The organism is Spirillospora sp. NPDC047418 (genome assembly GCF_040643275.1).
Lineage (GTDB): Bacteria > Actinomycetota > Actinomycetes > Streptosporangiales > Streptosporangiaceae > Spirillospora.
Genome location: NZ_JBEYTW010000152.1, coordinates 1 through 13314, shown reverse-complemented (window position 1 = coordinate 13314; position 13314 = coordinate 1). Strand labels below are relative to the sequence as shown.

Here is a 13314-nt window from a genome sequence, read left to right as displayed (position 1 = left end):
CCTGGCCGGCCAGCAGATCACCGCAAAGCCCGAGATCACCCCAGACGCCCGAGCCATCCTCAACGCGCTGACACACTAAAACTGTGCAACCCAGGTCTGACGTCCCGGCAGGGTCAGCGCGGTGACCATGTCCTCATCGCCCCTGCGAGGAATCGACGGCGCCGATGACCGCGCGCTCTCAGTGGGTCTTCATCCACCCGACGAGGGGTCTGCACTCTCCGAGTTGTCCCCATGGGAAGAATGTCGCCGGGCGGCTTCGGCGGGAAAAGGCTCGTAAGTGCTGGAGGCGTTGTCGAAGGTGAAGGCCGTCCAACGGTCGGGCTGGATGTGGGCTAGCCGGGCACCGAGGGCTATGGAGATGGCGACCGGTCCGGTGAGGAAGACGGCGTGCTGCCCGGTGCGGGCAGTGACCGACAGCGGAACGCCGCGCCATGCGCGGCAAACTTGCTCCACGATCGCGGTGTAGGTCTTCGCATTCTCGTCCAGGGGGCCGGTGGTCTTCCGGCTGAAGATCAGGAGGTTGCCGATTCCGTGCTGGCGGCAGGCGGCTCGGACGGGCTGGGCGAAGTCTGCGCGCAGGTTCTGCAAGTCGATGGCGAGTGCCGCGCGCGTCGGGTCCCCGCCTTCGATGGTCTCGACCGGCTCCATCACGAGGACTTCGGCGGTGATCGGGCTTTCCCGGAGGCTGGTAGCCGGGAAGTGAGACGGGTTGCCGTCCCGCTGGCGAATCGCGTGGAGGGTGATTTCGTGAGAGTGGGTGTGCCCGAGTCTGGCGCCGAACCGGAAGCCGGCCGGCAGCGGCATGGTCGGAATCACGTTGATGCGCGCGGCACCGTTGGCCAACCGGTCCGCGATCCCCGCCGCCGCTACGGTCTCGTCCGCGAGGGCGTCGATGCCCCTCTTCGGCCACGGGTGGGTTTCGGGAAGCTTGAGGTGGGTCTGCACCGTGATCGCGCAGGTCTTTTGGCTGTATTCGATGGCCTTGTTCTCCAGTGAGTGGGCTCGCTGGGCGCCACGTCCGGTGTCGGACGCGGTGACGACGAGCCCGATCTGGGTCCTGGCCGATGCGCGGACGCGTAGCCACCCGCCGACCGACATGGAAGCGAGTCCGACGAGGCAGCCAAGGACGAACAACCAGCGACCGGCCGGGGAGTGCGTCATCACCGACTTCACTGCCTCGATGCCGAACCCGCCCGCTAGGACGCCGCCGACACCGCTCCAGGCCGCGCCGTCCGTGATCACGCGCCGGGTCCTCGACAGGGTGGCGGACGGGCCGCCAATGATCGTCACCGTCGGCGTGTTCGTGGTCTCGGACATTTCAGCCCTCGCTTCGTCGTCGCCGCCAGAACGTACTGATGGACGTTGTCCGCCACAGGCTGGTCGGGATCACACGTCGGCACAGAGACTCGGCTTCCTCAGGCCGGAGTCGGTCACAGGCTCATGTGGCGTTGCCCGGATTGCAGTCGGTGGGCGCGCCTAGCATGCCGCTCTGGGCGACCGCCGGGGGCCGTCCATCAGTACCTCGCGGAGTGCTGTGGGCGAGAAGGGGGCCGGGGTGCAGGTGCATGCGGTCAGGTTGAGCACAACTGGCAACCAGAACTACATCTTCGGATCGAACAAGCGGCGCGAGAACGTCGGCGCATCACACCTGATCACCTGCGTCGAGGACGAGTGGCTCGACGCGGCACTGGCGGAGGTCGGTCCGCCCGGCGTTGACGGACGCCGGCAGCGCGTCGAGGAGCACGGTATCGAGGTGGTGACGGCCAACGCGGGCGGCGTAACGATGCTCGTCAGAGATCCGGAGGTGGGCAGGCGGGTCGTCGGGAGTATCACTGAGGCGGCCTTGCGCGCGGCGCCCGGGCTGGACGTGTGCGGCGCGGTCGGTGACGCCATCGAGTGGGGGGACGCTCAGGGCGTCGCCGGGGGCATCGCCGATGCCTGGGACCTTCTTGCGGTGGCACGGGCTAGGAGGCGCGGTCCGAGGCTGCGGTTCCCAGGAGTGCCCATTGCGGCGCGCTGCGGGTCCAGTGGCTTACCTGCTCACTGTGTCGTTGAGTTCGGTGAAGGGCGGTCGCTTGAAGCCCGTTCGGTGCCGAGTCTGGCGAAGTTGAACGCCTTTGACCCGGCGTTGCTGCGGCTGGCCGTCCAGATGGGACTCTGTTCTGGGGACGATGCGGACCAGAAGGCGACGGCGCGCACAGCACTTTCCCAAATCGTCGATTACTTGAACGACCGAGCGGAGTGGGTCGCAGTCGTCCACGCCGATGGCAATGGCATGGGCGAGGTGTTTCAAAGTTTTGCGTCCATGGACGGGCAAAAAGACGCAACTGCAGTCGATTACACGGAGGGGCTGCGCCGACTGTCCGATGGCGTGGACGAGTGCGCCCGGGAAGCCTTCCGGTCGGTCTTCGCCAAGTTGCGCAGCCGGGGGTGGAGGGCGGACACGGCCGAGCCGCCGGTGCTCCCGCTCATTCTCGGGGGCGACGACCTCACCGTGGTCTGTGACGGCGAACTCGCGCTGCCGTTCGCGCGCGATTACTTGGAGCAATTCACCCGGCTGGCGAACGAGCACTCCGCGGTCAGTGACGCGGTCAAGAAGGTGAAGCACCTGCGCGGGTTGGGTGCCTGTGCCGGTGTGGCCATCGTCAAGCGGCAGTACCCGTTCCACAGCGCCGTCCACCTCGCCGAGGAGCTGACCACGGAGGCGAAGGCGGTGAAGAGGGAACTGGGGAAGGACAAGAGCGCTCTGTCATTCCACGTCCTCTACGAGAACGCGCATGCTGATCTGCGTCGTCTGCGCAACCAGCAGACTCTCGCCGAAGAGGACACCTGCTTGACGGCACAGCCCTATGTCGTCGGCGACGCGGGCGGCGCGGAGTGGGCGCGGCATCGGCACTGGTCAGACCTGGAGAAGCGGGTCACCGCCTTGACCAACACGGCAGACGGGGCTCTTGTCGTCTCGGCGGGCCAAGCCCACGACCTGCGGTCCGCACTCTTCCGCGGGCGCAAGGCCGCGGAATCTCGGTTCAAGATGCTCTCTACCTGGCTCGGCGAAGACGCGGTTCAGGAGCTCGCCTGCGATGGTTCGTTGTTCTGGGAAGACGGCCCCGTCCACCGCACCGGCTTCATGGACGCGCTGAACGCCGCCCCCTTCCTCCCAGGGAAGGGCAGGTCATGAGCCATACCATCTCGCTGACGCTGCGCATGCTGAGTGACTGGCACATCGGCGCCGGGACCGGGCGGCACGGCCGAATCAGTCGGCAGGTGCTGCGCGATGAGGAACACCAGCTTCCGTTCGTGCCCGCGAAGTCCCTCAACGGTGTGTGGCGGGACGGCTGTGAAATCGCCGCACGCGCCCTCGACGCCACCGCAGGTTCCGACGGTCCGCGAATCTGGCATGCATGGGTGGAGTACCTGTTCGGTTCGCAGCGGGCCTTTCCAGCCGCCGAGGCGAGCGACGCACCGGCCGCGCCGATGCGGCATCCACGGTCGGCCGCCTTGCGCTACCTCGGCCCGCTTCGTCTCCCCGGTGATCTCGGCCAGGCCATCGCCGGGAATCCGCGGCTCCGCGACGCGGTGACATTCGTGAAGCCTGGTGTCGCGCACGATCCGGTGACCGGTGCGGCTCGGGAGGACATGCTGCGCTTTGACGAGATGGCGCGCGGTGGCATGACTTTGGAAGGCACGGCGGAGCTGCCCGACGCGTTGTCGGATGAGCAGCTCGGTTGTGCCCGCGCCCTGTTGTGGGCGGGTGCGCGTCTGGTGGAGGGCATCGGCGCGAAGCGGCGCCGGGGGTCGGGACGGTGCCGGCTCGATCTCGGAGGTGCGGGGCTGCCGCCGAGCAGTGGCGACCTGGCGCGCTGGGTCGCGAATCCGGTGGTGCCACCGACCCCCGAACAGCCACCGACGCCTGATTTCGCCGAACGGCTTGCGACGGGCGACGGCTGGGAGCGCGTCGTCCTGCGCATGACGCTCGAGACGCCGTTGCTCGCCCACGAACGCACCGTCGGGAACCTCGTCCAGGGCCGCGACCATGCGCCGGGTTGGATGCTGCTGGGGCCCGTGCTGAAACGCCTCGGATCGTTGGCCGCCGCGGCAGCGGCACGCTGCGGGGACCTGGTGGTGACTCCCGCGACCCCGCAGGTGGATGGGGTGCAGGGGCGTCCTGTCCCTCGCGTGCTCGAACGGGACAAGGCCGACAGCGTCTATCTCAACCGCATGGCTGAGGCGCCGCCTGCCGGCAGGGCGTACAAGCGGGTGCGGAACGGATATGTCTCGGGTGCAGCGAACGTGGCGGTCGAGACGCCCGGCTTCGTCCTGAGAATGCATAACACCATCGAGGACGAATTCCAGCGCCCGACTCAGGCACTCGGCGGCGTTTACGTGTACCAGGCGCTCGCGCCCGGAACCGTCTTGGTGGCCGAGGTTCGGGTCCGGCGCGGCGTCCTCGACACTGACTGGTGGTCGAAACTGAACGGCCGTTGGCGACTGGGACGGTCTCGCAAGGACGACTACGGCCTCGTGTCCGTCGCCGCCGAGCCCATCGACCCCGCGCCCGAGTCGGCATCGGTCACGAGCGGCGACCGGCTGTGCGTCTGGCTGCTGTCGGACACCCTCGTCCGGGACGACCGGCTTGCGCCGAGCGACGACCCGTACGACTTCGCCCGCCTTCTGCAACGGGCGTTCGCTGTGGCCGGGGCAGACGGTGTGGAACTCGAACCGATCCTGCAGGAGCGGGACCGGATGCCGACCAGTTACGGGATCGCCCGGACTGATTCCTGGCATCGGGCTTGGCGGCTTCCACGGCCCGTGCTTCTCGGGTTCGCGGCGGGCAGTTGCCTGACCTTCGAGGTGAAAGCGGGCCGCATCGGCGCGGACGTCCTAGCGGAGGTCGAGCGATCGGGCATCGGCGAACGGCGCGGCGAGGGCTTCGGCCAGATCCGCGTCAACGACCCGGTCCTGACGAACAAGGTGCCCACCTACCGCAGCGAACGGGGGGACGAGTCGGTGGACGCACGTCCGCGCCCGGCAGTGCGTGGGCTGTCCACGCTCGACCCAGGCCATGCCGACGCTCGGCTGATCGAGGCGGCCGCCTGGCGGGCGGAGATCTGGCGGCTCGCCGAGGAGAGGGCCGCCCAACCCGACAAGGTGCTCGGCTCGCTCATCGAACTCTCGGCGACCCGGTTGAACACGCTTCGCCGCCTGTTCGACCACCTCGATGAGGAACCCGAGCAGCTCAAGTCGCGCATCACCCGTCTCACGAAGCGCTGGCATGCGCCAAAGGCCACAGCCGCCATCTCTGCCCTGCTGACCGAGAACGATGTCTGGCAGACCCTCGGGTTCCACGATCAGAAGCAGCTCTGCCTGACCGACGACGGCCAGGACGTCCTCATCGGTGAACTGCGTGCGGAGGCGCTACGGTCGCTGCTCACGGCGTGCCTGGCCTCCCATGCCCGCTGGACGGCCCATCACGAGGAGGCGCGCGTATGAGTCGCGGAGGAGGACGCCCGATGGACAGGCGGCTCCGAGTGCGCGGCTGGCTGCGCACCCAGACGCCGCTGCACGTGGGCGGTGTTGCGCTCGATCCGGCCGAGGCGCTGCCGATCGCCGTGGACGGGCAGGACCGTGTCTATGTGCCGGGCACGAGCCTCGCCGGAGTGCTGCGCGCCTGGATGCGCGGCGCTGATCCCGAAACCCGCCTGTTGGACGATATGTGGGGCTTCGAGAAGGACGGGAAAGCCGATTCGGGCCAGGCCAGCCGTGTCGTGGTTCGCGACGCGGTCGTCGCCACTGCGCCCGGGACCGACAGCGACGGGATCCCGAGCGAGCCGCTCCGGTCGCGGGCCCTGCCAGTCCTTCACGGCGTCGGTATCGATCGTGTGACGGGTGCTGCCGCGTCGGCCTTCCTGTACGCGCGCACCGTCGTCCCACCCGGCCACTATCTGTCGTTCGAGGTCGACGTCGAGACGACGACCGCCCGAGTCGCCCGTGACCGCGCCCGCCTGTATGCCCTGTTGACGGCGTTGAAGTCCGAAGAGATCGGTATCGGCGCCGCCACCGGCAAGGGCTTCGGGGTCGTGACGCTGATGCCCTCGCCGCTCGACGTCCACGAGCACGACTTCACGAGCCGCGAGGGGCTGCTCGCCTTCCTCAGCGGTGAGCCCGAGCACTTCGACGATGCCACGGTCGACTCGGACGCCGCCGACCTTCCCGCCCGCCGGGAACGGCTGACTGTGCAACTGCGGTGGAGGCCGGACGCGCCCGTCATGGTCCGCGCGGCCGGCGAAGGAGCGCTGATCAAGACTCTCCCGCTGACTACGGAGACCGGAACCGACACGGTGAGGCTCAAGCTGACCGGCAGCTCCCTCAAGGGAGCCTTCCGCAACCATGCCGAGCTCATCGAGCGCACCGCCCGCGGACTGGATGCCCCGCAGCCTCCGATCCAGGAGGCGACGGACAACACCGATGTCCACGCATCCGCGCGCCGGTATTCCGAAGCATTCCTCAAGCAGCTCGACGGGCTGGACGCCGTCCGCGTACTCTTCGGCGCGGCTCGCCGCAAAAACGAAGACACCCCGTCCGCGTACCCATGGGGCTCGGGAGCACTGACCGTCCACGACTGTGTGAGCGAGACGGCCATCCCGTCGGACGTGTGGGACATCGTGCTGAACGGCCCGCCGGACGACGGGGCCGGTAACGACCTCCCGGCACTACCACCGTCGGTACGCGATGCGCTGACCGCCCGCGGCCTCGACCAGGCCGACCACGTCGCGATCGACCGATGGACCGGAGGCGCCGCCGACCAATTGCTGTTCAGCGTGCTCGAACCGCACGGCGTCGTATGGGAGCCAATCCGGATGAGCGTCGACCTCACCAGGCTCGGCGACCATCGGGACGTGGCCCTCGCGCTTCTCCTCCTCGTCCTGCGTGATCTAGAGCAACGCCGCCTCCCGCTCGGGGGCATGGTCAATCGAGGTTTCGGCGACGTCACGATCGAGTCCATCGAGTTCTCCGGCAACGGCTGGACAGCGGAGACGACGCTCGTGGACGCCCTCCGGCACGGCGACCTCGTGACCGCATGGCGCGAATACGTAGGGGGCACGCGGTGACCGGTACGACCCTGCACGTCGCCACCCGCGACGGGCTCACATTTGCCGAGGCCATGGAGAGCGCGCCGGACGGGTTCGCGCTTCTCACCACACCATGGCGCTACGAGATCGTCAGAACTGTCGATGCACGGCGCTCCATGCCCGAAGGGGTCTTCGAGGCCCGCGTGTTCAACGAGCACACCGAATTGCGCTGGCTCGACGATGCCGACAGCGGACGCACCGTGGTGCTCACCGAGGATCCGGCAGCCATCCCAGCAGCCTTCGCGAAGCACGAACCTGTGGAGGCTGTCGACACGCTTCCAGGGGGCTATCTGTTGTGGGGGAAGGCCGTACGGACGTCGGGCACAGCGTCGGGCGGTTGGACGACACTCACCACGGAGCGCATCGGAAGCCTGCGCGTTCCTGGTGAATTCCGCGGCGGCAGCCACGTGACCTTGGCGACCCGCGAGTACATCGCACGCGACTCCGTCCACGGCAACGCCTACATCGCGGAAGAACGCCTGCTGTCCTTCGAGATCTCCGAACCGCTGCGCAGGGGGAAGGCATGACCAAGGAAAAGCCGGCGACTCCCGGCACGATCAAGGTCCCTAACAGGTTCGGGTCCACGAAGGCGCGGCAGGACTCCAAGACGTCCCCGGCGACGGTTGGCAAGGCCGCCGGTCGGAAGCAGCCGCGTGCGGAGAACCGCGGGACCGGCAGGAGCGCCCAGCATGAGCGCAGGGAGCCGTTCCTCAACCCCTACACCTTCGTTCCTGCCTTCTCGCGCGAGGCGATGACGGGTGCATTCGCCGACACCGCGCCTCAAGGAGCCGACCGGCTGCATGAGGAGAACTGGACGGGTTCGATCGGAATCCGTCTCACTGTCCGGACGCCTCTGCTGCTGCTCGACACCGCTCGCGCCTATAACGCTCCTGACGCCGCGGAAGGACACCTCACCTACCCGGTATTGCTACGCAGCGGCCACCCCCATCTGCAGGCCACCGCACTTAAGGGAATGCTGCGCACCGCCTACGAAGCGATCACCAACAGTCGGTTCGGCGTGTTCACCGGCCACGCTGAACTGCACGGCTGGCGGCGCGTCGCCGATGACGCCCGTGACCTGGAGCCCGTCCGTGTCGGCAAGGACGGAAAGACGCTGGAGTTCTGGGACGCTGTCAGGCTCCCCTCCTATCGGGAGGAGCGCGGCCCCCGGTATTCGCGAAACCGCGCCCCGAAGCACGGCGACCACGTCTGGGTCAAAACGAAGCGCGGCAAGAACGCTGAAGAGGTCACCGGCATCAAGCCACACTCCGAAGGCCGCCCCTCCCCTGACTGGCAGGAGGGAACTGTCTTCATCACCGGCCGGAACGTGGAGGCGAAGCGCGATGAACGCGTCTTCGTCCGGCCGCGCCGGCCCGTACCAGCGAAGCTGACCGGAGATCTCCGCGAGCGCTGGGACGCGCTCATGGAGCACCACCGCAGGTATCAGCAGGACATCGAGACCGACAGCGACTTCGACATCAGCCCCCACCGGACCGACGAAGACCGGCGCAAGCTCACGCCGGGGACGTTCTGCTGGGCGTATAAGAAGAACGAACGCATCGAGGCGCTGTATCCAGTCATGGTCCCGCGCGAACTCTCCGCTGCGAGCCCGTCCGAAATGGTGCCGCCGAAGGTGGAACCTGCCAGCCGTTATAGTGCCCTGTCCCCGGCCGACCGCGTGTTCGGCTGGGTCGCCCAGGACGGATCCGGCACCCGTCCGGCTGCCTACCGGGGCCGGCTGCGCATCAGCAACGTCATTTGCGTCACCGCTACTGAGCAGGCCGTCAAGGAGTTCCGTGATGGACTGCCGCTGTCGATCCTCGCTCAGCCGAAACCGACGCAGGGCCGGTTCTATCTATCTGACAGTGCCGCCGAACCTCACCGTCCGATCGAGGACGGCACACCCAAGAACGACGTGCACCGCGACACGGACAGGGCGCTGCGGGGCCGCAAGGTCTACTGGCACCACAAGAGAGCGGCCGCGAACGACTTCTACTGGAAGCTCCCACCCCCATCGGCGGGAGATCCCACGCAGCAGCTCATCGACGGAATCCTGTACCGGGAGTACCGGCGACCGGATGCGCCAAACGAAGCGGAGATCCTGACACGCGATAAGACGTCGTTCGACACGACCGGTGTCCCCCAGCGCGACAAGCAGAACCGTTCCGTGCTCGGTTGGATCACGGCGGGGACCCAGTTCACTTTCAGCATCGGTGTCCGCGACGTTCCGGAGGTCGAACTCGGAGCACTGCTCTGGCTGCTGACACTCGATGACGCTCATCACCATCGCCTCGGCCTCGGCAAGCCACTCGGCTTCGGCAGCGTGCAACTGTCCCTGGAACCGGAGCGCACGCAACTCCACACCGGTGAGCAATGGTCGGAGTACTACCGCGATCTCACCGGAGGGCTCCCCGCTTCGTCCGCCGAGTCCGTGGTCCGCACCTGCATCCGAGCCTTCACTGACGCAGTGGGGCAGCAGCCCGGTCTCGCGGAGGTTGAGCGCGCGTTCCTTGCGGCGACCCGAGGCCGCGACGACCTCCCCGTCCACTACCCCCGCGCTCGGCCCAAGGGCATGCGAGCTCGGCGCACGCCTCCGAACCCCGCTGGGGAGTCGTTCGCCTGGTTCACCGCCAACGAGAAGATCGTGAAAAGAACCGTCGCGCCGGGCCGGGGACGCTCCCTCCCGTCCGCCAGCGCACCCCCCGGACAAGACCTTGAGATCTACGACGAAGAGAAGTGAAGAGGCCGGCACCGCGCCGCTGCTGATCCACCCGATCGGTGGCGGCGACCTCGGCTTGCCACCCATGGCGACATCCCCGGCACCGATCGACTTCTATGGCGGCCCAGAAGACCGCAGACCCCTGCGCAAGGTCTTCGACGGCCTCACCGAGTCCGGCACCGACATCAGCGGCCTGCTCATCATCGCGACGACGAACGTCCACAGCCCCTCTGGGCGGCCATTCGTCGAGCATGCCCAGGTGATAAAGGAGTTGCTGTGCTCTGTGGCGGGCCTCTGCGGCCGGACGTTCTCGGAAGACCGGCTCCACATCGTCCAGGTCGCCAAACCGACTGTGCGCGACAGCGTCAAGCCTGCGAAGGACGTACTCACCGCACTCTCACCGGGCGAATGCCTGCTGACCTCCGGAGCCGGGTCCTACGCCCTGGGCGCCGGCGTCCTGCTCGCCGGGATCGAGGCCGGCGTTCCGATGACCCTGCTGCCGGTCGACGAGCCCTCCGCCACCTACCGCCTACGTGACCTGATCGACACGCGCGACACGCTTCGCAACTGGCTGCTGCGGCACCGCTTCTGGGACGAACTCGCCGCCGTCGACCCGTCGAACGCCGACCTCTGGCAACTCCTCGCCGCCCGCCAGCGCGCCGACGTAAGCCTCGCCGAGGCCACCGCCCCCTTCCCTGGCCTCAACCAGGGAAGACTCACCAAACTCACCGAGCTCTGGCCGACCGTCCAGGCCGCCTTCTTTGAACGTCTCGCGCGCGGGGAGGCCATCGACCACTCGCTGCTGCGGGCCTGGTTCACGCAACGGATCAGCAAGCCGTCCAGCAAGGAGGCCGCCACTGTCTCCTCGTCGGTGCGACGAGTGCTGGAAGACCTCGCGCGAGATCTCAGCGATCCCGAGAAGCGCGGCAGTGCCGTCCTGATCAAGGAGGTCCGCCGTCGGCTCTCACCCATCCCGCGAGCCCGTCACGCAGCGCTGGTAGGGGACGCCGAGTTCATCGACTTCTTCGAGAGGAGCGCATCGCACCAGGCCCACCTCGCCCCGCCCGGAGCCCGCCGCCTACCCGGCTCGCTGCTCACGAACGCCGACCAGTGGGAGAAGGGCGACTTGGTACCAGGTCTGGTCGAACATTGCGGCATGACGGCGTGGCCCGTCCTCGGGACCGGGGACGTCCTCGTCCTAATGTGCGTCGGAAAAGTCACCAGGGACGACCCGAATGACAAGGAGGGTCACGCGGCCGTTCGGCAAGTGATCGACTGGGCGTCACGGCGCCGCAGTGCCCTTGCCCGCCCCGGGCGGATCAGGCTCCGCTTCCTCGCAAGTGACGAGACGATGGAACGAGGGCGATCGTGGGTCACCCTGGCCCGGTCGACGGCCCCCGCCGGCAGCCTCGACGCTGCCGTCCTCGGCCCCTTCTCCACCGAGCCAGGCGACGCCGGCGACATCCACACCGCCATCCTGACCGAACTCGCCACAGCCAAGCCGACTGGCCTGCACGGCTCTACGAGCCTCCGTGACGTGGACGAAGTTCTCCTCGTCATCAACTCTGGAAAGCCCGTCACGGTGAATGGCATGGTCGCCGCAGGCGTCCAATGGTCGCTGAACGCCACCTGTCCGCTACGCGTCGCCGAACTCGGTCGCGACCGGGCGCTGCGGACCGTGATCAACGAAGCCGGTCTGACGCTGTGCCGCCTCGGCATGGACGCCAGGCTGGCCCGGCTCGCATCATCGGCCGTCCGCCGCCTGGACACCCGCACCGCCTGGCAACTGCTGGCCAACGGCTCACCGGCTCTGAGCGCCGCCCGTGATGCCGCCGCGGGACTCCACCATGACGTGTACGGACATGCGAAGCCGACCATGAGTTCCGATGTCCGCTACCAGACGGCCTGCCGACGGCTCGAACTGATCGCGCACGTCTTGGCTGATGAACCCTGGCCCGCTTGCTACACAGCCGTTGAAGTGCTCCGCCCCGGTCTCTTCGACTGGGACGCGTGGAAAGTACTCAGGCAACGTTTCACGTCGCTCCAAAGACTGAACGCCAGCCGCAATGAGACCCCGTACGCCCACCTGCTCGACAGGCTCCGCGAGGGGCACGCCACACATGATAACGAAATGAGGAAGCCGCAACCTTCGAAAAGACCACCTGATCCAAAGGTGGTCCGCAGAGAGCTACGTGCCTCCATCGATGCCTTCCAGCAACTCCGTTCTGCACGCACTCACAAGAGCGAGCCGGACCTGGAACTCGTCACACGCTTTACGCACCTCTGCAAGCAACTCGAAGAGCTGGGAGAAGCTGCTCAATGAACTAGCATCCCCGCCCTCGTCGGCCACCACCGCAACATGCCGAAGCGAAAGGCCTCGGGCTTGTCGACGGCAGGCATCCGGCACCTCCATTGGCCGCCGACCGGTAAACGGAAGGCGCTTGACGTGACTTGGCGAAGCCTCCGATACTGATAGGCGTTCGACGGCTACGGCCGAAGAGCATTTGAGGCCCCGTGCCTCCTGAGGAAGACCGCGTCTACGGGTTCACACCCCGTGAGACAGACGGTCTGTTCGAGCTGCCTCAGGAGGCTTCGTGCGGCCCATCTCTCATCTGGCCGACCGTGACGACGCAATCGCGTTCGCGGCATTCCACACCTTCGTGTCCCCGGCATTGCGTGTCGCCGCACGCGGGCCATTGCAGCGAGCCAGGCACGCCGGCAGGGGTTGCGGTGCACCGACCGGTCCAGGGTGGTGTGCCGATTGCGAGGAGGCGGTCGACGACCTGCTTCTGGCGAGCTTCACCAAGCTGCGGTCCGCGCTGAGTGGAGAGGTCCCGGAGACTCGTTCGGGACAGCCTGTTCGCGAGATGGTCGTGGTCTGCGAGCACCTGCTGTCGGCCGACGCACGGGACGAGGACGCCGCCGCCTGCGCAGTGATGCTCCGACGTACGAAGTCCAACGGCGAGCCTGCCTGGTTGCGGGCTGCCCGCGCCCAACTCGTCCACTACCCACTGCGGCATCTAGAGGAGCGGACAAGACGCGCGGACGCCGTCCAGCGAGGGGCGTCGGCGCGTCCGGATAGAGATCTGCGCCAGGCGGCTTGGGCGGCCCCGCTGCGGGACGACCCTGCTGGCCTGGAGATGCTCATTCTGCTGGCGTTCCGGATACGGCGCAGGATCTCTGATCCGTTTCATGTACCAGACGATCTAAGAGAGCGTCACGGGCTGTCGAAGGCGGAGGCGTCGCAGCGCATGGGCGCAGCACTGGCGGAACTGCGTACGGTCAATCCCGGGTTCTTCGCCGCCAACATTGGTGAGCCGGTGACCGGCTACAGCGTCGGGCCGTCGACGGATCCCCAGGACAGCCTCGCTAGCCTCGATTTTTCGTAGGTCGGTTGGGTCGCGGAGCGACCCAACCGGCTCTTGGCTTTCGGCGGCGGGTCAGCCGTTGGGCCCGACTGTCGCG

8 protein-coding genes are annotated in these 13314 nt (G+C 67.6%); 7 read left to right on the top strand and 1 reads right to left on the bottom strand.

Annotated elements, in window-relative coordinates; genetic code table 11:
• Positions 1 to 189: 189 nt before the first annotated feature.
• Positions 190 to 1317, bottom strand: coding sequence for an SAVED domain-containing protein (locus ABZ806_RS43405; RefSeq protein WP_500225511.1), 1128 nt, complete (start codon positions 1315 to 1317; stop codon positions 190 to 192).
• Positions 1318 to 1555: 238 nt separating this feature from the next.
• Between ABZ806_RS43405 and ABZ806_RS43400 the strand changes: the two genes are divergently transcribed.
• The 7 genes from ABZ806_RS43400 (at position 1556) to ABZ806_RS43370 (ending at position 13238) form a co-directional block, all read left to right on the top strand.
• A complete protein-coding gene (locus tag ABZ806_RS43400) occupies positions 1556 to 3178 on the top strand; it encodes a Cas10/Cmr2 second palm domain-containing protein (RefSeq protein WP_500225508.1) in 1623 nt (540 codons plus the stop codon).
• A complete protein-coding gene (locus ABZ806_RS43395; protein WP_500225506.1) occupies positions 3175 to 5490 on the top strand; it encodes an RAMP superfamily CRISPR-associated protein in 2316 nt (771 codons plus the stop codon). Before ABZ806_RS43400 ends, ABZ806_RS43395 begins: the two co-directional genes overlap by 4 nt.
• A gap of 20 nt (positions 5491 to 5510) precedes the next feature.
• Complete coding sequence (locus tag ABZ806_RS43390) at positions 5511 to 7109, top strand: RAMP superfamily CRISPR-associated protein (protein ID WP_500225504.1); 1599 nt, start codon at positions 5511 to 5513, stop codon at positions 7107 to 7109.
• The gene (gene csx19 / locus ABZ806_RS43385; protein WP_500225502.1) at positions 7106 to 7657 is read left to right on the top strand and encodes a type III-D CRISPR-associated protein Csx19; all 552 of its coding nucleotides are present in this window, start codon (positions 7106 to 7108) and stop codon (positions 7655 to 7657) included. The genes ABZ806_RS43390 and csx19 overlap by 4 nt, the downstream gene beginning before the upstream one ends.
• Positions 7654 to 9870, top strand: a complete 2217-nt coding sequence (locus tag ABZ806_RS43380) for a TIGR03986 family type III CRISPR-associated RAMP protein (protein WP_500225500.1) — start codon at positions 7654 to 7656, stop codon at positions 9868 to 9870. The genes csx19 and ABZ806_RS43380 overlap by 4 nt, the downstream gene beginning before the upstream one ends.
• Positions 9845 to 12172, top strand: coding sequence for a hypothetical protein (locus ABZ806_RS43375; protein WP_500225497.1), 2328 nt, complete (start codon positions 9845 to 9847; stop codon positions 12170 to 12172). The genes ABZ806_RS43380 and ABZ806_RS43375 overlap by 26 nt, the downstream gene beginning before the upstream one ends.
• 271 nt (positions 12173 to 12443) lie before the next feature.
• Positions 12444 to 13238 (top strand): hypothetical protein, encoded by a 795-nt coding sequence (locus ABZ806_RS43370; protein WP_500225495.1) that lies wholly within the window; start codon positions 12444 to 12446, stop codon positions 13236 to 13238.
• The last annotated feature ends 76 nt before the right edge of the window (positions 13239 to 13314 follow it).

Coding starts and splice junctions, on each gene's coding strand:
- ABZ806_RS43380 (WP_500225500.1), top strand. CDS start 7,654: ATGACCAAGGAAAAGCCGGCGACTCCCGGCACGATCAAGGTCCCTAAC.
- ABZ806_RS43390 (WP_500225504.1), top strand. CDS start 5,511: ATGGACAGGCGGCTCCGAGTGCGCGGCTGGCTGCGCACCCAGACGCCG.
- ABZ806_RS43395 (WP_500225506.1), top strand. CDS start 3,175: ATGAGCCATACCATCTCGCTGACGCTGCGCATGCTGAGTGACTGGCAC.
- ABZ806_RS43405 (WP_500225511.1), bottom strand. CDS start 1,317: ATGTCCGAGACCACGAACACGCCGACGGTGACGATCATTGGCGGCCCG.